This window comes from Deinococcus sp. YIM 134068, assembly GCF_036543075.1.
Taxonomy (GTDB): Bacteria; Deinococcota; Deinococci; order Deinococcales; family Deinococcaceae; genus Deinococcus; species Deinococcus lichenicola.
In genome coordinates, this window is sequence record NZ_JAZHPF010000026.1 from 22,807 (window position 1) to 44,446 (window position 21,640).

Annotated in this window: 25 protein-coding genes, 1 tRNA gene and 1 pseudogene; 16 read left to right on the top strand and 11 right to left on the bottom strand. The window is 68.9% G+C overall.

The genetic code is table 11. The features are described 5' to 3' along the window. Positions 1-42: 42 nt before the first annotated feature. Entirely contained in the window at positions 43-561 is a 519-nt protein-coding gene (locus V3W47_RS17305) for a YsnF/AvaK domain-containing protein (RefSeq protein WP_331826479.1), read from the bottom strand. Between the two features lie 72 nt (positions 562-633). Then, positions 634-1,518, bottom strand: a complete 885-nt coding sequence (locus V3W47_RS17310) for a PRC and DUF2382 domain-containing protein (RefSeq protein ID WP_331826480.1) — start codon at positions 1,516-1,518, stop codon at positions 634-636. Between the two features lie 545 nt (positions 1,519-2,063). On the opposite strand from V3W47_RS17310, the gene V3W47_RS17315 reads away from it, so the two are divergent. Further along, positions 2,064-4,061 carry an elongation factor G gene (locus tag V3W47_RS17315; RefSeq protein ID WP_331826481.1) on the top strand — a complete coding sequence of 666 codons (1,998 nt, stop codon included), beginning with the start codon at positions 2,064-2,066 and terminating at the stop codon, positions 4,059-4,061. 8 nt (positions 4,062-4,069) lie between these two features. Here V3W47_RS17315 and V3W47_RS17320 read toward each other — a convergent pair whose 3' ends face one another. Then, entirely contained in the window at positions 4,070-4,816 is a 747-nt protein-coding gene (locus V3W47_RS17320; RefSeq protein ID WP_331826482.1) for a hypothetical protein, read from the bottom strand. Between the two features lie 69 nt (positions 4,817-4,885). Here V3W47_RS17320 and V3W47_RS17325 point away from each other — a divergent pair, with 69 nt between their 5' ends. The 4 genes from V3W47_RS17325 (at position 4,886) to V3W47_RS17340 (ending at position 8,191) form a co-directional block, all read left to right on the top strand. Then, positions 4,886-5,923 (top strand): threonine aldolase family protein, encoded by a 1,038-nt coding sequence (locus tag V3W47_RS17325; RefSeq protein WP_331826483.1) that lies wholly within the window; start codon positions 4,886-4,888, stop codon positions 5,921-5,923. A gap of 216 nt (positions 5,924-6,139) precedes the next feature. Next, complete coding sequence (locus V3W47_RS17330; protein ID WP_331826484.1) at positions 6,140-7,105, top strand: CPBP family intramembrane glutamic endopeptidase; 966 nt, start codon at positions 6,140-6,142, stop codon at positions 7,103-7,105. 3 nt (positions 7,106-7,108) lie between these two features. Beyond that, positions 7,109-7,483 (top strand): YkvA family protein, encoded by a 375-nt coding sequence (locus V3W47_RS17335; protein ID WP_331826485.1) that lies wholly within the window; start codon positions 7,109-7,111, stop codon positions 7,481-7,483. Between the two features lie 36 nt (positions 7,484-7,519). Next, entirely contained in the window at positions 7,520-8,191 is a 672-nt protein-coding gene (locus V3W47_RS17340) for a hypothetical protein (protein WP_331826486.1), read from the top strand. Positions 8,192-8,266: 75 nt separating this feature from the next. On the opposite strand, the gene V3W47_RS17345 is transcribed toward V3W47_RS17340, so the two are convergent. Then, entirely contained in the window at positions 8,267-8,764 is a 498-nt protein-coding gene (locus V3W47_RS17345) for a DUF456 domain-containing protein (protein WP_331826487.1), read from the bottom strand. Positions 8,765-8,851: 87 nt separating this feature from the next. Between V3W47_RS17345 and V3W47_RS17350 the strand changes: the two genes are divergently transcribed. Together V3W47_RS17350 and V3W47_RS17355 are read left to right on the top strand one after the other, a co-directional pair. Continuing rightward, positions 8,852-9,442: a peroxidase-related enzyme gene (locus tag V3W47_RS17350; RefSeq protein WP_331826488.1), complete on the top strand. Its 591-nt coding sequence runs from the start codon at positions 8,852-8,854 to the stop codon at positions 9,440-9,442. A 149-nt stretch (positions 9,443-9,591) separates the two neighbouring features. Continuing rightward, the gene (locus tag V3W47_RS17355; RefSeq protein ID WP_331826489.1) at positions 9,592-9,762 is read left to right on the top strand and encodes a hypothetical protein; all 171 of its coding nucleotides are present in this window, start codon (positions 9,592-9,594) and stop codon (positions 9,760-9,762) included. Between the two features lie 70 nt (positions 9,763-9,832). On the opposite strand, the gene V3W47_RS17360 is transcribed toward V3W47_RS17355, so the two are convergent. The 5 genes from V3W47_RS17360 to V3W47_RS17380 all read right to left on the bottom strand — a co-directional run bounded on the left by V3W47_RS17360 (position 9,833) and on the right by V3W47_RS17380 (position 12,935). After that, complete coding sequence (locus V3W47_RS17360; protein WP_331826490.1) at positions 9,833-10,669, bottom strand: 3-hydroxyacyl-CoA dehydrogenase family protein; 837 nt, start codon at positions 10,667-10,669, stop codon at positions 9,833-9,835. A gap of 14 nt (positions 10,670-10,683) precedes the next feature. Further along, complete coding sequence (locus V3W47_RS17365) at positions 10,684-11,010, bottom strand: hypothetical protein (RefSeq protein WP_331826491.1); 327 nt, start codon at positions 11,008-11,010, stop codon at positions 10,684-10,686. Between the two features lie 6 nt (positions 11,011-11,016). Then, positions 11,017-11,325: a YciI family protein gene (locus tag V3W47_RS17370; RefSeq protein ID WP_331826492.1), complete on the bottom strand. Its 309-nt coding sequence runs from the start codon at positions 11,323-11,325 to the stop codon at positions 11,017-11,019. Between the two features lie 107 nt (positions 11,326-11,432). Further along, a complete protein-coding gene (locus tag V3W47_RS17375; RefSeq protein ID WP_331826493.1) occupies positions 11,433-12,611 on the bottom strand; it encodes a thiolase family protein in 1,179 nt (392 codons plus the stop codon). Between the two features lie 24 nt (positions 12,612-12,635). Further along, positions 12,636-12,935, bottom strand: coding sequence for a nucleoside triphosphate pyrophosphohydrolase (locus V3W47_RS17380; protein WP_331826494.1), 300 nt, complete (start codon positions 12,933-12,935; stop codon positions 12,636-12,638). A 49-nt stretch (positions 12,936-12,984) separates the two neighbouring features. On the opposite strand from V3W47_RS17380, the gene ffh reads away from it, so the two are divergent. After that, on the top strand, positions 12,985-14,331 hold the full coding sequence (gene ffh / locus V3W47_RS17385; protein ID WP_331826495.1) for a signal recognition particle protein: 1,347 nt from the start codon (positions 12,985-12,987) through the stop codon (positions 14,329-14,331). A gap of 80 nt (positions 14,332-14,411) precedes the next feature. Beyond that, positions 14,412-14,487 (top strand) — tRNA-Lys (locus V3W47_RS17390). 1,213 nt (positions 14,488-15,700) lie between these two features. Here V3W47_RS17390 and V3W47_RS17395 read toward each other — a convergent pair. Then, positions 15,701-16,054 (bottom strand): transposase, encoded by a 354-nt coding sequence (locus V3W47_RS17395; RefSeq protein ID WP_331826496.1) that lies wholly within the window; start codon positions 16,052-16,054, stop codon positions 15,701-15,703. Positions 16,055-16,105: 51 nt separating this feature from the next. On the opposite strand from V3W47_RS17395, the pseudogene V3W47_RS17400 reads away from it, so the two are divergent. From V3W47_RS17400 to V3W47_RS17430, 7 genes and pseudogenes are all read left to right on the top strand, one after another. Further along, a pseudogene (locus tag V3W47_RS17400) lies at positions 16,106-16,207 on the top strand (DUF2171 domain-containing protein); the annotation flags it as partial. A 339-nt stretch (positions 16,208-16,546) separates the two neighbouring features. Next, the gene (locus V3W47_RS17405; protein ID WP_331826505.1) at positions 16,547-17,407 is read left to right on the top strand and encodes a manganese catalase family protein; all 861 of its coding nucleotides are present in this window, start codon (positions 16,547-16,549) and stop codon (positions 17,405-17,407) included. Positions 17,408-17,576: 169 nt separating this feature from the next. After that, positions 17,577-18,020, top strand: coding sequence for a hypothetical protein (locus V3W47_RS17410; RefSeq protein WP_331826497.1), 444 nt, complete (start codon positions 17,577-17,579; stop codon positions 18,018-18,020). A gap of 95 nt (positions 18,021-18,115) precedes the next feature. Continuing rightward, positions 18,116-18,415, top strand: coding sequence for a hypothetical protein (locus V3W47_RS17415; protein ID WP_331826498.1), 300 nt, complete (start codon positions 18,116-18,118; stop codon positions 18,413-18,415). Positions 18,416-18,529: 114 nt separating this feature from the next. Next, positions 18,530-18,808 carry a choice-of-anchor I domain-containing protein gene (locus tag V3W47_RS17420; protein ID WP_331826499.1) on the top strand — a complete coding sequence of 93 codons (279 nt, stop codon included), beginning with the start codon at positions 18,530-18,532 and terminating at the stop codon, positions 18,806-18,808. Next, positions 18,790-19,398 (top strand): choice-of-anchor I domain-containing protein, encoded by a 609-nt coding sequence (locus V3W47_RS17425; RefSeq protein WP_331826500.1) that lies wholly within the window; start codon positions 18,790-18,792, stop codon positions 19,396-19,398. The genes V3W47_RS17420 and V3W47_RS17425 overlap by 19 nt, the downstream gene beginning before the upstream one ends. Then, positions 19,371-20,087 carry a choice-of-anchor I domain-containing protein gene (locus tag V3W47_RS17430; RefSeq protein WP_331826501.1) on the top strand — a complete coding sequence of 239 codons (717 nt, stop codon included), beginning with the start codon at positions 19,371-19,373 and terminating at the stop codon, positions 20,085-20,087. The genes V3W47_RS17425 and V3W47_RS17430 overlap by 28 nt, the downstream gene beginning before the upstream one ends. 11 nt (positions 20,088-20,098) lie before the next feature. Here the strand turns inward: V3W47_RS17430 and chrA are convergent, their stop codons facing one another. Beyond that, a complete protein-coding gene (gene chrA / locus V3W47_RS17435; protein ID WP_331826502.1) occupies positions 20,099-21,277 on the bottom strand; it encodes a chromate efflux transporter in 1,179 nt (392 codons plus the stop codon). Between the last annotated feature and the right edge of the window lie 363 nt (positions 21,278-21,640).

Consider the following 21,640-nt stretch of genomic DNA (forward strand, 5'->3'; position numbering starts at 1 on the left):
GGAGGGCAAACAACTCCACCCCCGGCCCCCTCGGTGCGACGATCAACGCTGCGGCTCGCTGCCCCCCGGCATCGTGCGGTCGCGGACCAGCCCCTGCGGGTCCTCCACGTCGAGTTCCTCGCGGCGCAGGGTGAGCGTCTCGACCTGCTTGTACGTCTCCCGCTGCTTGGCGATGGTCACGTCGCTCAGCGGGAAGATTTCCTTGTTGATCAGGGCGCGCTCCTCGTAGATCGGCACCTCGTAGGTGCGGCCCACCTCCATCACCTCGCCGTTCATGGTCACGCGGCCCCCCACGCCCTCGCGCACGGTGATCTCCAGCCGCTCGCTGCTGAGGGTGATGGGCACGACCTCCTGCCGCTCGGTGACGACCCGGCGAATCGTGACGGCCCCCAGCGATTCGGGCACGACCTCGACCACCGCGCGTTCCTCGTGCAGCCGCAGCGTCTCGACGACCTTCCTGAAGTCGCTGATCTGCTCGGTGGTGACGGTTCGCCCCGTGCTTTCCGTGGTCGTTTGCGTCTCCTCGCCCTCTTGCCGCGTGTCCTTGCCCTGATCGTCCATACGCCCCCTCCTGCCTCACCCCAGTGTGGAAGAAAAAAGGCGGGGTTGCCCCCGCCCGCGCCCTCCGCGTCCTTACATCTTGCGGTTGGTGTCGGTGCTCGTCGTGCTGGTGCTCGTCGTGGTCGTCGTGGTCCCACCGTTCATGTCCACGTCGCCGGTCTTGTTGACCTCCAGCACCTCGCGGCCCACCGTCTCCGTCACCTGCTGGGTCTCGGTCACGGTGCGCTTGCCGATCTCGACCTCCTCGGTGACGTACGCCTGCTTGGAGACGTTGGCGCGCTCGGCCTCCAGGTCCACGCGCATCGTCTCGGTGGCCGCGCCCAGCACCGCACCCTCGACCGGGCGGGCGTCCGTGACGGCGTGGCGCTCGATGACGACCTCCTCGCGCTCCAGGTTCACGTTGACGTTCTCCTGGTGCGTCTCGACGCGCTTGCCGATCTCCACGCTGCCCGCGCGGAAGCGGTCCTTGTTCACGACAAGGCGCTCTTCGAGCAGTTGCAGGCGGTCGGGCGTCTGGAAGGCGCGCTCGCGGTAGCCGCTCACGTCCGTGTCGGTGGTCGTGGTCGTCGTGCTCATGCCCGCCGCGCCCGTGCCGCGCAGCACGCGCTCGTCACTCTCGAAGGACTGGTCGGTGTACGCCTCGCCGTAGCGGTATTCGCCGAGGTCACGCGCCTGATCTTTGGTCAGGTTGTCGAAGTACACGCCGTCGTCCGTGAAGCGGGCGTGGCCCACGGGCACGAGCACTTCCTTCGAGGAGAACCAGCCGCCCACGTCCACGATCAGGTAGCGGATGCGCCCGGTGGAGGGGTCCACCATCGCGTCGCGCACGGTGCCGATCTTCTCGTCGCCCGTGCCGTAGGCCGTGTTGCCGGTGGGGTTGTACACGCCCTCGCCGCCGAGGTTGTACGTCTCGTCGCGCGACAGGTCGGACAGCCGAATCAGGTTGCTCTGCGTCATGAAAGTACCTCCATGGAATGAAGTCGGATCACGTGAGGCCGGGTGGCCCAACACCGTGCAGTGTGCGTCCGCTTCCTGTCTTATTGCTGAGTATCAACCCAACCCATTCCTGACGCGAGTTTACGGGGAGGTTCACTCTGTAGGACGGGTCACAAAGCTGGGGGGACGGGGACGCTCTCAACGCTCAGCCGTCAGCCGTCAGCCGTCAGCCGTCAGGCGGAAGGGAAAGTGGAGGTTGCCCTTCTCGCAGGGGAGAGACTGCACTTCCCGTGTCGTAGAGGGCAGAGGGCGAATCTCACGTCTGACCTCTCCGTTTCTCCCCGCTGATCGCTGGCCGCTCCCCCGCCACCCCTTCCCCGCCGGGTGTATGCTCCGCTCACTCACAACCCCTCCCCGCCCGCCCCGGTGGTCGTTCGCACGCCTCTCTTCTCTAGGAGTCCGGGTCTGGAACACGGGCGCGTCCCGCTGGTCGGCTGGCGACTGTTCTCTGGCGACTGGTGACTCTCCCCGTTTCCCCGCCCGGCGAAAGGGTCTGGTGATCTGTCGTGCCCGTTCGGATCGTGAGTGTCGCCGCGCACAGCGGCGCGGGAAAAACCATGCTGGCCGAGGCCCTGCTCTTTCACGGCGGGGCCTTGCCGCGTATGGGGAGGGTGGAGGACGGCACCACCCAGAGCGACCACACCGACGCGGAAAAGGCGCACGGCTTCTCGGTGACGACGGGCGTGCTGCGGCTCTCGCACCGGGACACGCAGATCACCCTGCTGGACACACCCGGCTACGCTGACTTCGTGCGCGAGATCAGGGGCGGCATCCGCGCGGCGGACTCGGCCCTCATCCTCGTCGGGGCGGTGGGTGGCGTGGAGGTCGGCACCGAGCGCGTGTGGGCGACCGCCGACCGCTTCGCCATGCCCCGCATCGTCGCCGTCTCCAAGATGGACCGCGAGCGCGCGAACTTCTCTGCCGTCCTCGCCGACATCCGCGCCAGCCTGCGGGGACCGGTCGCGGTGGCCTTCCTGCCCGTGGGCGAGGGACCGCACTTCCGGGGCGTGGTGGACGTGCTGGCAGCGAACGAGGACGAGGTGCCCGGCGAGCTGCGCCCGGCGCTGCGCGAGGCCAGAGAGCAGCTCGTGGACGCCATCGTGGAGACCGACGACGACCTGATGAACCGTTATCTGGAGGGCGAGGAACTGGGCGAAGGCGAGTTGCGCGCCGCCTTCCTCCGCGCCGTCCACGCGGGCACCCTCTTCCCCGTAGTGCCCGTGAGCGCCGAGACGGGCGTGGGCGTGCCCGAACTCCTCGGCCTGATGGTGGACGGATTGCGGAGCGCGTCCGAGCGCGGCCCCCTCATGGGCTTGGACGGGCAGACGCGCGAGCCGACGCCGAGCGCCCCGGCGAGTGCGCGGGTGTGGCGGGTCAGCGTGGACCCCTTTGTGGGCAAGCTCGCGTATGTCCGGGTGTGGAGCGGCACCATCCGCCCCGGCGACACCCTGCGGAACACGACGCGCGGCGTGGACGTGAAGCCCGCGCACCTCTACGTCGTGAGCGGCAGGGAGCTGACCGAGGTGCCCGAGCTGTCGGCGGGCATGATCGGCGTGCTGACGAAGCTGCCCGACCTCCACACGGGCGACACGCTGGCGGCCCCCGCACACCCCATCGAGTACGACCCGCTCCTCCTGCCCGACCCGGCGCACACGGTCGCCCTCCACCCGAAGACGCGGCAGGACGAGGACCGCCTGAGCGCCGCGCTCGCCCGGTTGCTGGACGAGGACCCGACCCTGCACTTCACGCGCGAGGCGCAGACGGGCGAACTCCTGCTCTCCGGCATGGGCGACATGCATACGGGCATCGCCGTGGAGAAGCTCGCCGGGCTGGGGGTGCGGGTGGAGACGGGCACCCCGCAGATTCCCTACCGCGAGACCATCCGTACGCAGGCGCAGGCGCAGGGCAAGCACCGCAAGCAGTCGGGCGGGCACGGCCAGTACGGCGACTGTCACATCCGGCTCGACCCCGGCGAGGGCACGGCCTTCCGCTCCGGCGTGGTGGGCGGCGCGATTCCGGGCAAGTACCTCCCCAGCATCGAGAAGGGCGTGGGCGACGCGATGCTGCGGGGGCCGCTCGCGGGCTATCCCATGCAGGATGTCCACGTCACCGTCACCCACGGCTCGTACCACGATGTCGATTCCAGCGACCTCGCCTTCCGCACCGCCGGGGCGCTCGCCTTCCGCAACGCGGTGGAGGGGGCGAGGCCCACCCTCCTCGAACCCGTCATGCTCCTCAAGGTCCGCGCGCCCGCCGGATTTACAGGCGACCTGATCGGCGACCTCCAGACGCGCCGCGCCCGCGTGCAGGGCATGGAGCCGGAGGGCACCGTCATCACCGTGACGGCGGTGGTGCCGCAGTCCGAGTTGCAGACCTACTCCGCCGACCTCCGCTCGCTGACGGGCGACCGGGGAGCGTTCAGCGTCAAGCCGCACGGCTATCAGGACCTGCCCGAGCATCTGGCGAAGAAGGTGATCGAGGCGAGGAAGGCGGCGGCGGGGTAGGGGAGGGGTCAGGGCGAGGGTGAAGGCTCGCTTTCCCCGATGACGCGACCCCCCTCGAAATAGAGGGTCCAGTCCCCCCGTCCGGGCGGGCCGAACCGCGTCCATTCATCCGTCTTCAGGAGCGTGTCCCTGTCCGTGAGAGGCGACTCGGGGGCACCGTTCAGCCATAGCACCTGCCGCTGGGTCAGGCCCTTAAGGGAGATTGATTGGCCCGGTGACACGACTCGGAAGCGACGCACGACCTCTCGCACATCGTCGGGCGGGGGCGTGAGGCTGAGTTCGCGGCTCAGGTGCGCCTCATCCGCGTACAGTTCGGTGAACTCCTGGCAGGTGTCGCTCTGGGCGAGTTTATGCCAGTCCTCCACGCTTCCGCCCGTGGAGCCGGACGACACCTCGTAACTTTCCGGCACTCGCACGCGCAGCAGGATGGGCGTGTCCACCTCCTGCGGCAGGATGGTGCCGCCCCGCAGCGGCACGCGCGTTCGCTGCCGCACCCGGCTCAGGCCCACCACCCGTATCGGGGTCAGGGGCGAGCCGCTGTAATCAACGCTAGCTCCCCCGCTGTGGCAAGTCAGGGGACCGCCGCCGTACACCCAGACCTCCCGTCCCTCGTACCGCTTGCGGAGCGCCTGGGTCGTCTCGTCTTCCAAGAATTGTGTGGCCTGTTCCCCGGAGGTTGCGGGAGAACGGCAGGCCGTCAACAGGGCGAGACCCAGCAGCCCTGCCCCCACCATCCGCCGGAGGGTCAACGTCATCGTTCAACCCTACGCCGCCTGACTGACCATCCACTGAACGTTTCCCTCCAACCGCGTACCATCCTCCCCATGACCGCCACCCTGCCCGACACCACCCGCCCCCGCGTGATCGCCGACCTCCGCTCCGACACCGTGACCACCCCGACCCCCGAGATGCGGGGGGCGATGGCGGCGGCCCCCGTCGGCGACGACGTGTACGGCGAGGACCCGACGGTGAATCAGCTTCAGGCTGAAGTTGCCCGCCTGACCGGACATGAGGCGGCCCTCTTCATGCCCAGCGGCACGATGACGAACCAGGCCGCGATTGCCCTCCACACCCGCCGGGGCGAGGAGGTCATCTGCGCCGAGGGGTCACACATCTACGAGTGGGAACTCGGGATGATGGCGACCTTCTCGGGCGTGGTGCCGCGCTTCGTGCCCGCGCCGCTGGGGGTGCCCGATCCGGAAGGCGTGCGCCTCGCCGTGCGCCGCTCAATTCATCAGTCCCCGACCGGGATGATCAGCCTGGAGAACACCCACAACAAGGCGGGCGGGACGGTCCTGCCGCTGGAGACGCTGGCCGCCATCCGCGCGGTCGCGGACGAGGAGGGGTTGCCCCTGCACCTCGACGGGGCGCGGGTCTTCAACGCCGCCGCCGCCCAGGGCGTGCCGCTCTCGGAGATCACCCGCCACTTCGACACGGTGAGCGTGTGCCTGAGCAAGGGACTCGGTGCCCCGGTGGGCAGCGTCCTCGTGGGCAGCGCCGCGCAGATGCGGCAGGCGCACCGCTACCGCAAGATGATGGGCGGCGGGATGCGCCAGGCCGGAGTCCTCGCCGCCGCCGCCCTCGTCGCCCTGCGGGATGGCCCCGCCCGGCTGGTGGAGGACCACCGCCGCACCCGCGTTCTCGCCGAGGCGCTCGTGAACGCGGGCTACCGGGTGGACCTCGCCGCCGTGCAGACGAACATCATCTACGCGACGTTGCCGGATGCCGCCGCCCGCGCCGGGAAGTGGGCCGAGGCCGGGGTGCTGGCGAACGCCCTCGGCCCCGACTCCGTGCGCTTCGTGCTGCACCACCAGATCGGCGACGAGGCGCTGGAGGAGGCGATCCGGGTGCTGACGGCGTAGGGGCGGCCAGCGGCCAGCTTCCAGCCGCCAGCGGGACGAGGGTGGGAGTGAGGAGGGGGAACCGCCGAGAGGACGCTGTGCTCCCAATAAAGCTCCCGCCTCTTGCTGACGGCGCAAGACGGACTGCCCCCGGCACCCCTTCACGGCCCCTTCGTCCACCCTCCATCCACCTTCCGAATGAGGTTTGTCCGCCGTACCCCGCGCTAGGCTGACCCCATGACGGCCCCCGACTCCCCCACCCGCCTCAGCCCCGATCCGGTTCCCACGCCGTTCACGCGGGGGGTGCGGGCGGTGTCCGGCAACCGCGCGGCGCTGGTGCTGCTGGTGACGCAGAACGTGGCGTCGGCGGTGCTGATCGGTCTTGGGCTGCCGCTGGGGACATCCCTCCTGGGGGCGTTCGTGGCGGTGGTGCTGGTGGGACTGGTCGCCTTCCCGAAGTCGCTGCGTGCCCTCGTGCAGGACTCCCGCTGGCGCACGCCGCCGTCCTGGGGGCTGGCGATTGCGGCCTTCGTGCTCGCGTTTCTCGCGTCGCGGGCCTTCGCGCTCGTGTTCGTGGCGCTGTGGCCGGGGAGCGCGGAGGCGATTCCGCAGTTTCTGAGCCGGGGCGCGGACCTGTGGGTGCTGCTGCTGGCGGCGGGGCTGCTCGTGCCCTTCGCGGAGGAGGTCGCCTTCCGGGGTCTGATGATGCGTGGGCACGAGCGGGCGGCGGGGTTCACGGTGGCGGCGGTGACGAGCAGCCTCGCCTTCGCGGTGGCGCACGGTGTTCCGGCGAGCGTGGCGGGCATCCTGCCGCTCGCCTACGCGCTGGCCCGCCTGACCCAGCACACGGGCAGCCTGTGGAACGCCGTCATCGTCCACGCGTTGAACAACACCCTCGCGGTGACGGCGGGAGCCTTCCTCGCGGGCCGCGACCTCGGCGACCGGGGACAGGCCACCGACATGCTGGGAAACCCGGCGCTCGCCGTGCCGCTCGCCCTCGGCGCGGGATTGTTCGGGGTCGCCGTCCTCGTTGTGCTGCACCTGTGGCTCACCCCGAGGCCCGACCCGCAGGAACGCGCGGCCCCCGGCCCGTGGCTCAGCGGCGCGTTCGTGGCCGTCGTGTTGTTCGGCGTGGTCGCGGCCCTCTTCACCCTGCCCGGCTTCCAGCAGATGATGTCGGACGTGCGCGGGATTATGCGCTGACCCATGCTCGCCCGCCTGCGTGCCCTCGCCCGCCGATTGAAGGCCGATCTCCTCGCCCTGAGCCTCGCCGCCCGCGATCCGCGCACGCCCTGGCCCGCCCGGATGATCGCCCTGCTCGTCCTCGCCTACGCGCTCAGCCCCCTCGACCTCATCCCGGATTTCATCCCGGTCCTCGGGCTGCTCGACGACCTGCTCCTCGTGCCCGCCGGGTTGTGGCTGGCCCTGCGGCTCATCCCGCCGCCTGTACTGGCCGAGGCGCGGAAGCGGGCCGCCGCCCACCCGGCCCGGCTGGGGCGCAGTGGCTGGGGACTGGCGTTGATGCTCGCCCTCTACGCGCTCGCCGTGTGGCTGGTGTGGCGCTGGGTGGCGGGAGCCTGAGCGTTGGCGCTCCCGCGCCCGCTACAGTGGCCACGTATGGCCCGCCGTGACCGCCCTGCCCCCCCGCCTCCCCCGCCGGACGCGCCTCTGGCCGCCGAACTGCTGGCCGGGCCGGGGGCCTTTTTCGCGCGGCTGCGGGCGTGCGAGCCGAGGGCGTGGCGCTACCTCGCCCCGGTGGGGCTGGCGGCGCTGCTGGCGGGGGTGGTGTATGCGCTCCTCGTGCGGTCCACCGTGGGGCTGGGGGGCGAGGGCGGCGGCCTTACCGTCCACGCGACCAACGTCTTTGGCAACGTCTTCCTGACGGTCTTCGCCTTCGGCCTGATGGCGGGGCTGGGATATCTGGGGGCCGGGCGCGGGGGCCGCGCGGTGGAGGTGTACGGCGCGACCTTCGCCCTGCTGCCGCCCCTCTACGTCCTCCTCATCGTCCTGCTGCTGGTCGTGCCCGCACCCGAAGTGCCCACCTCCGGCGCAACCCCGCTGGACGTGCAGCGCGTCGCCCTCCGCACGCTGGGGCAGTGGTCCCTCTCCCGCGCCGCCGTCGTGCTGACGGTGCTCGCCACCCTGGCCCAGTTCGCCCTCGCCTACCGGGGTTTCCGAACGCTGACGGGCAGCCGCCGCCGCGCGTGGCTCGGGGTCCTGTCGCCGCTCGTGCCCGTGCTGCTGCTCACGGTGATCGGGTTCGGGCCGCTGATCGCGGGGATGTTCTAGGGGAGCGGTCAGCCGTCAGCCGTCAGCCGTCAGCTCTCAGCCGTCAGCTCTCAGCCGTCAGCTCTCAGCCGTCAGCTAGAAAACGCTCTTCGCGGGGTCCCACAGCCGCCACAGCTCGTAGACGCCGATGAGGAGGTGAAGCACGAGTTTCGCCGCGAGGCCTGTGAGGAGGCCAATGAGGGTGCCCCACGCGGCGCGGGCGGCGTCGAGCGGTGGCTTACGGACCACGAACAGCTCGGCGATCAGCGCCCCCCCCAGCGGCCCGAGAATCAGCCCGAAGGGGAGGAAGATACCGACCAGCCCGCCGATCAGCGCCCCCCACCCCGCCTGTTTGCTGCCGCCGTAGCGCCGCGCCCCCCACGCCGAGGCCACGTTGTCCACGAGGCCGATCAGGACCGTGATGACCGCGAAGGTGAGGAGGAAGGGCAGGTCCGGCCACACCTGAAAGCCGTCGATGAAGGTGGCCGCGACCGTTCCGGCGAAGATGATGAGGGTGGCGGGCACCACGGGCACGAAGGTGCCGATCATGCCGATGATCCACGCGACGAGGAAGACGAGGAAGGCAAGACTCATACAGGGTCAGGGTACGGGGTGGGGGCGCGGGAGGTTCCGCCCCAGCCTACCTAACGCCCGTTAGGCACCGCGCGGTAGACTGCCCCCATGACCACAACCCAGCCCGAGACTGGCACGAACCGCATCTCCTTCCTGCCCGTCCCCGACGAAATTGAAGTGCCGGAGGCCGTCCGCAAGCTGTGGGGCAAGGCGGAGGCCAACCTCGGCTTCGTGCCCAACGTCTTCCGGGCGCAGGCGGTGAACGGCGAGCAGTTTCTCGCGTGGTGGGGCTACTTCAACCTCCTCCTCAACAAGGAGGGTTTCCTGAGCAACGCCGAGCGCGAACTCGTCGCCGTCGCGGTGAGCGCGGCCAACCGCTGCGTGTATTGCGCGGTCTCACACGGGGCGGCCCTGCGTGAATACTCCGGCGATCCCATCAAGGCCGACGCCGTGGCCGTGAACTGGCGACAGGCCGACCTCACCGAGCGGGAGCGCACGCTGGCCGCATACGCCGAGAAACTGACCCTCCGCCCCGCCGAGGTCACGGAGGCCGACCTGACGCCCCTGCGCGCCGCCGGACTGGACGACCATCAGATCATGGAACTCGTGCAGGTCATTGGGATGTTCAACCTCACGAACCGCGTGTCGAGTGCGCTGGGCTTCGTGCCGAACGCGGAGTACCACTCGCGGGGCCGGTAGGAGAGGCGAGCGTATCAGGCTCAGCCGGGGGGCTGCCTCCTTTCAGCGAGCCTTGAGGCTGTGCCCGCCGCGCCCCAACCGGGGGCTAGGATGACCCGGAGGCCGGAGCGGTCCGGGCAGACGCCCCGCACAGCCAACGGAGGTTCGACATGACGGGTCCCAAGGAACAGGAAGACGTTCAGCTCTCCGAGTCGGCCCGCTCGCCGTCCCCGCAGGATGAGCAGGCCCAAACGGACCAGGCCGCCCCCACGGACGAGCAGGCCGGGAATGACGGCAAACACGGCAGGCCCTCGGACGACGCCGACCCCGGCCACAGCTAGCGTTGCAAGGAATGAAGAAGGAGCGGGGGCAGGAGCCTTCGCTCCTCTGCTGAAAGCTGACCGCTGACGGCTAATAGCTGTAGAACCCCCGCCCGCTCTTGCGTCCCAGCAGCCCCGCCTGCACCATCTTCCGCAGCAGGGGAGAGGGGCGGTATTTGTCGTCGCCCAACCCCCGGTGCAGCACCTCCATGATGCTCAGGCAGGTGTCCAGCCCGATGAAGTCGGCGAGCGTCAGCGGTCCCATCGGGTGATTCATGCCGAGCTTCATGATGCCGTCAATCGCCTCCGGCTCGGCCACGCCCTCCATCACGCACTGGATGGCCTCGTTGAGCATGGGCATCAGGAGGCGGTTGGAGACGAAGCCGGGAAAGTCGTTGCACTCGATGGGAGTCTTGCCCATCGCCCGCGCCGCGTCCGTGACCCGCCGCGCCGTCTCGTCCGACGTGCTGTACCCGCGAATGACCTCAACGAGCGCCATCAGCGGCACCGGATTCATGAAGTGCATCCCGATGAACCGCTCGGGCCGCCCGCTCGCCGTGGCGAGGCTGGTGATGGGGATGGAGGACGTGTTGCTCGCCAGGATGCCCTCCGGCTTGACGATCTGGCCGAGTTGCCGGAAGAGGTCGGCCTTGACCGCCTCGTTTTCCACGACCGCCTCCACCACGAGGTCACACCCCGCGAAGTCCTGAAGGTCCGTCGTGAACCTGATGCGGCTCAGCACGTCGGCGGGCGTCTCCGTCAACCTGCCCTTCTCGTGCAACCTGGCGAGGCTCTTCTCGATGGTCGCCTGACCGCGTGCCAAAAACTCGTCCTTCACATCCTGCACGGTGACGGTGAAGCCGCTCTGGGCGGCGACCTGGGCGATGCCTGCGCCCATCTGACCTGCTCCGATGACGCCGAAGTGCATAGGTATTCCTTTCCTTAAGTCGTTGTGAACCAGTGAACGGCCAGCCACAGCCCCTCACCTTCACCGACAAAAACGGCATCATCCCAATCGTCGTTGAGTTTCCAGCCCCTCTGAACCCAGCTCAGATCGAAGGTGGGTGCGTATCTGGGAAGGGCCAGGAAAGCATGGAGACGTTCAAGGACTGCCTGTTTTGACACTTGCTCAGCATCTGTGAGCGTTCCATCCCATCCTTCGGATTCGAGCCAGCTCTCCAAAGCTCCTGGGTTCCGACACAGATGAATTTCTAAATGCTGCTTGCTGTCTTCAGGCTCAAAATCTGTGGGTAAGAACTTCAAGTACACAGCGACTCACTCCACCAGCGCCACGCCTTCAAGCATCAGCGCCCGCCCCCGCTTGACCGGCGTGAAGGCCGTGTACGTGTACTCCGAGCAGCCCTCCAGCACGAAGGGATCGTCCTTGAAGACCTCCTCCAGTTGCTCCTGGCTCTCCGCCTGCGCGAGCAGCACGCCGCCCGTGCCGTCCACCTTGCGGCCCGACACGAGGAAGAGGCCAGAGCGGTAATGCTGGTCCAGCCACACGCGGTGCCGGGGCGTGACGGCGGCGAGGTCGTCCCCGGCCTTGAGGTACGTGCTTTGGATGATCCACAGAGTTGGCATGAGGGTAGTTTAAGCCGGAGGTCTAACGGTCTGACCGTCAAACCGTCTAACCACATGGTGGGCCATCTCTTTTAGACCATTCGACCTTTTGACAGTTAGACGCGCGTTCAAACGCGCTTCACCGCGAGCGCCAGCCCGTTGCCCCCGCCCATGCACAGGGTCGCCACGCCCGTCTCCTTGTCCTGCTGCTTCAGCGCGTGCAGCAGCGTCACGAGGATGCGTGCGCCGCTCGCGCCGATGGGATGGCCGAGGGCGACCGCGCCGCCATTCACGTTCACCCGCTCCGGGTCGAGGCCGAGTTCGCGCTGGACGGCGAGACTCTGGACGCTGAAGGCCTCGTTCAGCTCCCACAGGTCCACGTCGCCCAAGCTCATGCCGCTCCTCTCCAGCAGCTTGCGCGTGGCGGGCACGGGCGTCATCATCACCCACTCGGGGGCGAGGCCGCCCATCGCGTAGGAGGTGATCTCGGCCATCGGCGTCAGCCCATGTGCCCGCGCCGCCGCCTCGGACATGAGCAGGAGGCTGGCGGCCCCGTCGTTCAATCCGGGGGCATTGCCCGCCGTGACCGTGCCGTCCTTCTTGAAGGCGGGCTTGAGCCGTCCCAGCGTCTCCGGGCTGGTATCGGCACGCGGCCCCTCGTCGGTGTCCACGGTCACGTCACCCTTGCGGCCCTTCACGGTGACGGGGGCGATCTCGTCGCTGAATCGCCCGCCCCCCTGCGCGGCAATCGCGCGCTGGTGGCTGCCCGTCGCGTAGGCGTCCTGCTCCTCGCGCCCGATGCCGTACTTCTCGGCCACGCGCTCGCCCGTCAGACCCATGCCCTCGTCGTTGATGGAACACCACAGGCCGTCGTGCGTGTTGGCGTCGAGGACCTGCGCGTGACCGAGCCGGTAGCCCTTCCTCGCCTGCGGCAGGAGGTGGGGCGCGTTGCTCATGCTCTCCATGCCGCCCGCCAGCACGACCGACTGGTCGCCCGCGCGGATGCTCTGCGCCGCCAGCATCACGGCTTTAAGGCCCGAGCCGCACACCTTGTTGATCGTCAGCGCCCCGACCTCCGGGGGTAAGCCCGCCCGCAGCGCCGCCTGCCGCGCCGGATTCTGGCCGCATCCTGCCTGCACGACCTGCCCAAGAATCACTTCCTCCACGAGTTCGGCGGGAATCCCCGCCCGCCTCAGCGTTTCCCGCAGGGTGGTCGTGCCGAGTTCGACGGCATTCGCGTCCGCCAGCGTGCCCAGAAACCTGCCCGTCGGCGTGCGCGACGCCGAGACGATGACCGCTTTTTCCATGCCCGGAGTCTAGCGCGGGGGAGACTAACGGGCGTTCGTTTTATCGTCTTCCAGCCACACCCGCCCGGCCAGCCCTGCACGTTCCGCCGCCTTACGCGCCCGCAGTATCTCCAAGTCGTCCGGCGTCAGCCCATGCAGGGCCGCCAGCGCGTGCAGCACCTCCAGCACATCGGCCAGTTCCTCCGGCGTGCGGTCGGGCAGATACTTGCAGACTTCCTCCCCCAGCTTGGCGCGGAGGGCGTCGGCATACTCCGCCTCGCTGAGCGTGCGGTCACGGTTCTCGGGGAACAGCTCTGGGATGCGGTCGCGCACGAGTTTCGGCATCGGTGCAAGCTACACCAAGCCTTTTTTGCCCGCGTGCTAGCCTCCCCCCATGTTTGAGGCGCTCGGGAACAAGTTGCAGGACATCCTCGACCGCGTGGGCCGGGAGAGCAAACTCACAGGCGAACAGGTCAAGGCCGCCATGCGCGAGATTCGGATGGCGCTGCTCGAAGCGGACGTGAACTTCACCGTCGCCAAAGATTTCGTGGCCCGCGTGACCGAGAAGGCGGTCGGGCAGGAGGTGCTCGGCTCCCTCAACGCCGGGCAGACGGTGGTGAAGCTCGTCCACGACGAACTGATCGAGACGCTGGGTGGACAATCCGCCCAACCGACCCTCAAAACCGACGGCAACGTCTGGTTCATGGTCGGACTTCAAGGCGCGGGCAAGACGACGAGCACGGGCAAACTCGCCGCCTTCTACAAGGGCAAGGGCCGCCGCGTCCTCCTCGTGGCCGCCGATACCCAGCGCCCCGCCGCGCGCGACCAGCTCGAAGTGCTGGCGAAGCAGGTGGGCGTGCCCGTCCTCAAGGTGCAGGACGGCGAGACCCCGCCGGAGACGAAGCGCCGCCTCGACGAGTTTCTGCGGGCCGACTACCGCGACCTCGTGATCGTGGACACGGCGGGCCGCCTCCAGATTGACGAGGCGCTGATGGGCCAGCTCGCCGACCTCCAGCGCGAGCTGATCCCCACCGAGTCGCTGCTCGTGGTGGACGCGATGACGGGGCAGGAGGCGCTGAACGTCGCGCGCACCTTTGACGAGCGGGTGAACCTGACGGGCCTGATCATGACGAAGATGGACGGCGACGCGCGCGGCGGGGCGGCCTTATCTGCGCGCAGCGTGACGGGCAAGCCGATCTACTTCGCGGGCACGAGCGAGAAGCTCGCGGGGCTGGAACCCTTCTACCCCGACCGGGTGGCGGGGCGCATCCTCGGCATGGGCGACGTGCTGGGGCTGATCGAGCGGGCGCAGCAGGCCGACCTCAAGGCGATGGAGGTCAAGAAGCCGGGCGACTTCGACCTGGAGGACCTGCTGACCCAACTGCGCCAGATTCGCAAGATGGGGCCGCTCGGCGACCTGATCAAGCTCATTCCCGGCATGAGCCGCGCGCTGCCCGAGGGTTTCAACGTCGATGAGGGGCAGATTCAGCGCATCGACGCGATGATCTCCTCCATGACGGCGAAGGAACGCCGCAACCCCAAGATCATCGACGGGCGGCGGCGCAAGCGCATCGCGGCGGGCAGCGGGCATACGGTGCAGGACATCAACCGCCTCCTGAAGATGCATGAGCAGATGAAGGACATGATGAAGATGTTCCAGCGCATGAGCGGCCCCGGCGGGGCAGGCAAGGGCATGAAGCCGCCGAAGCTGCCGCCTATGCCTCCCACGCGGGGCCGCTGAGGCGGGCGCGTTGACACCCCCTGGGGCGCTCCCTATACTCAGGCCCGCTGAGAACGCCCTCGGGCGCAGCGCAGCCGGGCGGGTCGTTAGCTCAATCGGTAGAGCAGCTGACTTTTAATCAGCGGGTTCCGGGTTCGAGTCCCGGGCGACCCACCAAGAAAAGCCCCGTCCAATGCGGGGTTTTTGCACTTATTTCTACCTCCGCAAACGCCACAATCAGGTCGATTGCCACAACCGTGCCACAACGACCCCATCGGTCCAGATCGAGCGATGCCCGATGTGGCCGGAGGAACATGGAGGAGGTGATTTTGTTCGGTAGCTCCGCACGCAGGCCTTCTGGCGAACGGGGACGTGTCACCAGGCGACCTGACCGGGAGTGCTCCTGCTGACTTCATGCAGAAGACTTTCGCTGGCGTCATACGTCATTCGGCACCTCTCGACCTCGCGGCTCTTATGTGCTCACGTCGAGTGCAACCCAACCTGGGTGTACCAATCACGGAAAACGACCGCTCCATCGCGCACTTGCTGCATCTTCGTGAAGTCCTGACGGAAGACGAACTCGTCACCCCGTTTAGGGCCTGAGTTTCCCGTACCAGACAGCAAAGCTCCCAAGAATGCCCTGTACGCTGGATTTTGGCTCCACAGCCTCCCAGCCGTGACTCTCAACGATCCGACATGACCGTGCCCAACTACGGCGTGAGCAGGGAGGCCGATGAACACGGCATTCCAAGCCCTAAACGGCGTTCGTGGTTCAGCGTCCCGTTGGCCCGGTCCAAAATTCCCATGCCGTCCCGTTAAGACACCTTCGCCCTCACCCAGTTCCCTGCCTGCCGGCATGTCTCCTGAACAACGCCTGAGGTGAAGTCTGAACTGCCCTCCGTCATCACCAGCACGTCTTCCCGAATCCCGAGTACAGCGCGGACACCGCACTGCTCGCGGATAGACTGCACACGACGTGACTGTGCAACAGGCTGCGGGACGCCACATCCAACACCAGGTACGCCCAGCGCACGCCATCCCCAAGACTGAAGCGTGTGGCGTCCACCTGCCCTCGGCGGCCTACGGGCCACAGAGTCTCACATGCGGCAGGAACGGCTCTTTTGCGGATATTCCGGGCGGCGGGAGGTTGCAGTTCCAGCTCCCGAAGCGCCAGACGAACGGGAGGCAGGCCCAGGTGCCCAGGAGCAGCCTGTTCCTGGGCACGCTCACCAAGAACCTGATGAACCCGGCGAGAGCCAGAGGTGGGATGCTCCAGTGCCACCTCCCGAACACGTTCCAGACGAGCGTGCTGTCTCGCCTCCCGCTGAGCGTGCTGGGCCAGGTGCTGCCGGGCATCACGGAGCTTCCAGGCCGAGGAGCTGAGCCGCACTCAGAGACCCCGGGCTTTTGTTGCGATGTGGAGGGCCGATTCCTTCTCGCCGGCCAACGCCCCCCGTCGCTCGTTCTCGCGTTCCAACTCGGTCTGCCGGTCGCCCTGGTGGTCCCCCGCGAAGCGGGCACGGCCCGTCTCCAGGAACTGCGCCTTCCAGGTGTGGATGAGGCTTTCGTTGACGCCGTGTTGTCGGGCTGCCTCAGCCACGCTAGTTGACCACCAGGCACCGCCAGGACGATCTGCTGTTTGGTGGCGGTCGGCCACTTCTTCCGCTGCTTGCCCATCAGCTCCCTCCAGTGTGCCCCACCCTCGCAAGTGGGCGGGTGTTTTTGGAAGGATTTCTTGGAGCATTACCAGGCTCCTGGCACGACCCAAGCGGAGCAGATCAGGGAGCACATAGTGGTGGTATATGCGGACGGCAAGGAACACGGCCAAGTCGACCGTCTGGGCGGCGAGGACATCAAGCAGACGGAAGACGAGCGGGGTCAGCACCACTGGTTGCCGCTGAGCGCCGTGGACCACGTGGACCTGCTGGTCCACCTAAACCTGAGCCACGAGCAGATGCATGGGCAGATGCTCAGCCAGGACCCCACCCCGAACCCTGGGGCTGAATCTCACGGTGGGGCGGGATCAGGCTTACCGCCTCCTCTCCTGATGTTGACAGCTCCATCATGTGCGACGGTGGAGCTTATTGATGTGCCCCCTGCACTTCGGCCCATTCATCCTGAACGCCCTGTGAACACCTGCTGCCCATACGGTCAACAGGGCGCTCATGGCTTCCCCCCTGCGGCCTGCTCCAATAGCCGCACTGACCGCCCGGAGGGTGGTGAGGGGGAGGCAAGCATGTTCTATTACGACGGCAAGCTGCAATACCAGGTCCGGGTTGACACGCCCGATCCCCGCTTCGCCCGTGCTCTTCAACAGGCCATCGGTGGCGTCGAGGGCGAGATTCGGGTGATGATGCAGTACCTCTTCCAGGCCTTCGGGGCGCGCGGCCCCAAGAAGTACCGCGACATGCTGCTCTCCACCGGCACCGAGGAGATCGGCCACATCGAGATGCTGGCGACCGCCGTCGCAATGAACCTGGAAGGAGCGCCGAGCAGCCTTCAGGAGTCGGTGGCAGGGGCCAATCCGCTCGTCGAGGCCGTGATGGGCGGCGGGGACCCCCGGCAGTACCTCTCGGCGGGCATGGCGGCCCTGGCCGCCGACGCCAACGGCGTGCCCTTCAGCGGCTCGCACGTGTACGCCAGCGGCAACCTCGCCGCCGACATGTACGCCAACGTGACCGCCGAGGCGACGGGCCGGGCGCTCGCCTGCCGCCTGTTCGAACTCACCGACGACCCCGGCATGAAGGACATGCTGCGCTTCCTGATCGCCCGCGACACCATGCACCAGCAGCAGTGGCTGGCCGTGATCGAGGAACTGGGTGGACACCAGGGCACCCTGCCCATCCCCAACTCCTTCCCGGTCGAGCAGGAGTTGCGCGACGTGAGCTACGACTACTTCTTCACCGGCGTGGAGGGCACGCAGCCCCCGATGGGCCGCTTCACCGAGGGACCCTCGCTCGACGGGTTGGGAGAGTTCCGCATCCGCGCGGTGCAGCCGATGGGACAGGAACCCAAGCTGGCCCCGCCTCTCCCCGAGGCTTACGCCGAACAGCAGCAGATGACGCAGCCCGTGATCGAGAACACGACGTTGACCTGACCCTGCCTGAGCTGATTTAGAGCGTCCGGCGGCCCGCGAGCCACCCTTCTCGCGGGCGCACTTCATGAGGATGCCATAACACGCGGAACATGCCTGGTGTGAGCCGATCACTCCGGCAGGCATTTTCGTGCCTGAATGCGGCGGGAAGCGGATGGGGTAGGGACCGCCTATGCCCCACGATCACGCCCCCCTCGCCGCCCCGCCCCAGCCTGTTCCCACGCGCAGACCCTCCCGGTACTGGACCGGCTTTGTGCTCAGCCTCCTGTTTCCCGGCTCGGGCCTGGCCTTCATCCACCGCCCCGGCCTGGCTGTGGCCTTCATCCTGATCACCACCGCCCTGACCTCCGGTCCCGTCGCCCGGCTGGTCACCGGCAGTTTCGCGGACACCTGGGGGGTGTTCCTGGGCCTCGCCGCCATTCCGGTGGGACTGATCCTCTACCGCCAGGTGTATGTCGCGCAGGACCGCCAGGACGCCCCTGCTCCCCGCAAGGTCCCGATGTTCTGGCGGCTGCTGGGCGTATGGCTCCCGTTGCTGCTGCTGGGGGTCTACGAACTCGGCTACGCCCAGGGGTGGTTGCCCCGGGCACCCGGCAGTCAATCCCTGGGGCGGTGACGTTCGATGTCGATCTGCCGGGCTTCAGTTCACCTCGTCGCCGTCGAGAAGAAGCGCGCGGCGTGCCCCGGCCATGTCGGGCTACGCTGTCCCGAGTGAACCGCCTGCTGTGGGTCCTTCCGCTGCTCCTCACCGCCTGTCAACCACACAACAGCCTGTTCGAGCGGGCCTGCGGGCTGGCGGTGGAGCGCAGCTATCCCGAGTGGAAGGTGGAGTCGGTCCGGCTCGGGACACGGTTCCAGCGGGAGGGAAAGACGACGACGGCCAGGGGACAGGTGGACGTCGAGGTGGCCCCGTCGGTGACCCGCACCCGGAATGTGGAATGCGTCGACGTCAATGGAAGCACACGGGCGGTGGTCGGTGCCCAGAGCGTCCAACGCAGGGACGTGAAGTGACGCGTATGCCGCGACATACACCGCAGCCTGGCCTCGCTCCGTCAAAAATATTCGAACTCCCCTTCAACCTCTCAACTGACGCCCCCCTGAAACGGGCGCGGCACATCAGCCAGCATGCGCGCTCCTGCCCTGGCGGCCCTCGCCCTGAGCCTCTCTCTGACGGCCTGCGTCCGCTCCGGCATGCCGGACAGGCCGCTCGTCACCACGCTGAACTTCACGGCCTTCGACGCGCGGCAGGACACCCTGGGCCTGCGTGGCGGCACCCCCAGCGGCCTGCTCTCAAAGGACGCCGAGCCGGAGTACATCGCCGCCACGCCGGACGGGAAGACCGCCTACGTGACCCTTCAGGAGAGCAACGCCGTGGGAGCAACGCCGTGGCGACCCTGGATTTGACGACGGGCACGGTGATCAGACTGTCCAACCTGGGGTTCAAGGACCACGCGGCGGCGGGTGCCGGGCTGGATGCCAGCGACCGGGACGGCGGGATCAACGTCCAGTCCTGGCCGGTGCGGGGCGCGTACATGCCCGACGCCATCGCCTCCTTCACGGCCCAGGGCCGGACGTACCTCGTCACCGCCAATGAGGGCGATGCCCGCGACTCCGCCGCCTTCGGGGACGAGGTGCGGGTGGGCGACCTGACCCTCGACCCCACCGCCTTCCCGAAGGCCGCCGCGCTTCAGGCGAACGCGGCCCTGGGCCGCCTCACCGTCAGCCGGGTGGACGCCGACCGGCTGGTGGCCTTCGGGGCGCGTAGCCTGAGCGTCTGGAGCACCGACCTGACCCGCGTGGCCGATACGGGCGACCTCTTCGAGCGCAGAACCGCCGAACTCGTCCCCACGGCCTTCAATTCCAATGGCACCGCCTCGACCTTCGACACCCGCAGCGACAACAAGGGGCCGGAGCCGGAGGGCGTCACCGTCGCCACGCCACCGTCGGCGGGCGGCCCCTCGCCTTCGTGGGGCTGGAGCGCACGGGCGGGGTGATGGGCTGGACCCTGACCGACCCGGCGGCCCCCGCCTTCCTGTCCTCCACGAACACCGTGGACGTGACGGCGGCCCCCGAGGGCGGCAGCGCCGGGGACCTCGGGCCGGAGGGCCTGCTCTTCATTCCCGCCGCCGACAGCCCGGACGGCCAGCCCCTGCTCGTGGTGGCGAACGAGGTCAGCGGCAGCACGACCCTCTCCCGGGTGGGGGAGACGGGCACCCTGACGCGGGTGGGGCGGTCTCAGACCACGCCCTTCACCTACGCCGAGGGTGCCGCCGAGATTCCCACCTACGACCCGGCCACCAGACGCCTGTTCGTGGTGGACGGCGCGACGAACGGGCTGGACATCCTCGACCTCGCTGACCCGACCCGGCCCACGCTCGCCGGGCAGGTGGACCTGGGCCGCTACGGGGCGTCGGCCAACAGCGTCGCGGTGAGGAACGGGGTGGTCGCGGTCGCGGTGCAGGCGGAGGAGAAGACCGACCCCGGCGTGGTCGCGTTCCTGAACCCGGACGGCAGCGAGCGGGCACCTGCGGTCCCGGTGGGGGCGCTTCCCGACATGCCGACCTTCACGCCGGACGGCACCCTGCTCCTCACCGCCAACGAGGGCGAGCCGAACGACGACAGCTTGGACCCGGTGGGCAGCGTGAGCATCATCGACGTGGCGGGGGCGCTCGCGGCGCGGTAGGTGGGGGCCGCTCACAGCGCCAGACCGCCGACCAGAGCACCCAGCCCCACGACCACCCACGGCGGCCACCTGAGCAGCTCCAGCAGCGCGAAGGCCGCCAGCACGAGGGCGAAGTCCAGGCTGGACTCCACCGCCGCCGTGAAGACGGGCGAGTACAGCGCGGCGAGGAGCAGCCCCACCACCCCCGCGTTCACCCCCCGCAGCGCCGAGCGCGTGGCGGCGTGGCCGCGCAGGGACGCCCAGAACGGCAGCGCCCCCGTGACGAGCAGGAAGGCGGGCAGGAAGAGGCCCACGAGCGCGAGGAGCGCCGCCGTCAGCCTCGGCAGGCCCACGTCGCTCACCGCGCCCAGGTATGCGCCGAAGGTGAACAGCGGCCCCGGCACCGCCTGCGCCGCCCCGTACCCCGCCAGAAAGGCGTCGCGCGTCACCCAGCCCGGCGGCACGACCTCCGCCTCCAACAGTGGCAGCACCACGTGCCCGCCCCCGAAGACCAGCGCCCCGGCCCGGTAGAAGCTGTCCAGCAGCGCCAGCGCCGGACCCCCGACAGCTCCACGCAGCAGGGGCAACCCGGCGAGCAGCAGCGCGAAGACGGCCAGCAACGCGGCCCCCAGACGGCGGGAGAGGGCCGACGGCCACGGCACTGCTCCGGCGGTGGGCACGTCGGCGGCCAGCAGGTGCCAGCCGATCAGCCCGGTTACGAGGAGGACGGCCACCTGCGCGGGCGCTCCCGGCAGCAGCAGCGCCGCCACCGCCGCCCCGAGGGCCGCGAGCAGGCGGGGCACGTCCGGCGTCAGCGTGCGCGCCATGCCCAGCACCGCCTGCGCGACGACGGCCACGGCGACGATCTTCAGGCCCGACAGCCACCCGGCGTTCCCCAGGTCGCCGCCCGCCGCGACCCCGAGGGCGAGCAGGACGAGCAAGACCGCGCTCGGCAGCGTGAAGCCCAGCCACGCGGCGAGGGCACCCCACAGCCCCGCGCGGCCCAGCCCCAGCGCCATGCCGACCTGCGAGGACGCCGGACCGGGCAGGAAGTGGCACAGGGCGACGAGGTCCGCGTATCCCTGCTCGTCCAGCCACCGCCGCCGCTCCACGAACTCCGCCCGGAAGTAACCCAGGTGGGCGACCGGACCGCCGAAGCTCGTCAGCCCCAGCCGCAGGAAGACCACAAACACCTCGAGGACGCGCGGCATGCCACATGGTAGGGGGAGAAAGAAGAGTCGGCGGCGCGTGTTCGGCGTCGTCTGGCTTGCCGGAGCGGAGCTTGACCCGCAGGTGACGAAGCCCGCCGAAGATGGGGACACCCGTGACGGGGCCGGGGTCCACTGTGAACCGGGCCGACTCTCGGGAGTTCAGGAAGGGAGGCGTCCACCTTCTCAAAACGGACGCGCGAGCGGGGCGCTGTCGGCCCCAGACGGGTTCGAGGCCCGTCCCCCGCGCCCACAGAGGGGGAGGACTCCCTCCCCCCCCCCCCCCCATCGCGGTTCTCCTCCTTCCTGCTTTTGTCTGACTTGCCCCTGTCCGGCCCCCCTCCCACCGTCCCGCGCCCGGCTGCC

Coding starts and splice junctions, on each gene's coding strand:
- V3W47_RS17305 (WP_331826479.1), bottom strand. CDS start 561: ATGGACGATCAGGGCAAGGACACGCGGCAAGAGGGCGAGGAGACGCAA.
- V3W47_RS17310 (WP_331826480.1), bottom strand. CDS start 1,518: ATGACGCAGAGCAACCTGATTCGGCTGTCCGACCTGTCGCGCGACGAG.
- V3W47_RS17320 (WP_331826482.1), bottom strand. CDS start 4,816: ATGACGTTGACCCTCCGGCGGATGGTGGGGGCAGGGCTGCTGGGTCTC.
- V3W47_RS17325 (WP_331826483.1), top strand. CDS start 4,886: ATGACCGCCACCCTGCCCGACACCACCCGCCCCCGCGTGATCGCCGAC.
- V3W47_RS17330 (WP_331826484.1), top strand. CDS start 6,140: ATGACGGCCCCCGACTCCCCCACCCGCCTCAGCCCCGATCCGGTTCCC.
- V3W47_RS17335 (WP_331826485.1), top strand. CDS start 7,109: ATGCTCGCCCGCCTGCGTGCCCTCGCCCGCCGATTGAAGGCCGATCTC.
- V3W47_RS17340 (WP_331826486.1), top strand. CDS start 7,520: ATGGCCCGCCGTGACCGCCCTGCCCCCCCGCCTCCCCCGCCGGACGCG.
- V3W47_RS17345 (WP_331826487.1), bottom strand. CDS start 8,764: ATGAGTCTTGCCTTCCTCGTCTTCCTCGTCGCGTGGATCATCGGCATG.
- V3W47_RS17350 (WP_331826488.1), top strand. CDS start 8,852: ATGACCACAACCCAGCCCGAGACTGGCACGAACCGCATCTCCTTCCTG.
- V3W47_RS17355 (WP_331826489.1), top strand. CDS start 9,592: ATGACGGGTCCCAAGGAACAGGAAGACGTTCAGCTCTCCGAGTCGGCC.
- V3W47_RS17360 (WP_331826490.1), bottom strand. CDS start 10,669: ATGCACTTCGGCGTCATCGGAGCAGGTCAGATGGGCGCAGGCATCGCC.
- V3W47_RS17370 (WP_331826492.1), bottom strand. CDS start 11,325: ATGCCAACTCTGTGGATCATCCAAAGCACGTACCTCAAGGCCGGGGAC.
- V3W47_RS17375 (WP_331826493.1), bottom strand. CDS start 12,611: ATGGAAAAAGCGGTCATCGTCTCGGCGTCGCGCACGCCGACGGGCAGG.
- V3W47_RS17380 (WP_331826494.1), bottom strand. CDS start 12,935: ATGCCGAAACTCGTGCGCGACCGCATCCCAGAGCTGTTCCCCGAGAAC.
- ffh (WP_331826495.1), top strand. CDS start 12,985: ATGTTTGAGGCGCTCGGGAACAAGTTGCAGGACATCCTCGACCGCGTG.
- V3W47_RS17395 (WP_331826496.1), bottom strand. CDS start 16,054: ATGCTCCAAGAAATCCTTCCAAAAACACCCGCCCACTTGCGAGGGTGG.
- V3W47_RS17405 (WP_331826505.1), top strand. CDS start 16,547: ATGTTCTATTACGACGGCAAGCTGCAATACCAGGTCCGGGTTGACACG.
- V3W47_RS17410 (WP_331826497.1), top strand. CDS start 17,577: ATGCCCCACGATCACGCCCCCCTCGCCGCCCCGCCCCAGCCTGTTCCC.
- V3W47_RS17420 (WP_331826499.1), top strand. CDS start 18,530: ATGCGCGCTCCTGCCCTGGCGGCCCTCGCCCTGAGCCTCTCTCTGACG.
- chrA (WP_331826502.1), bottom strand. CDS start 21,277: ATGCCGCGCGTCCTCGAGGTGTTTGTGGTCTTCCTGCGGCTGGGGCTG.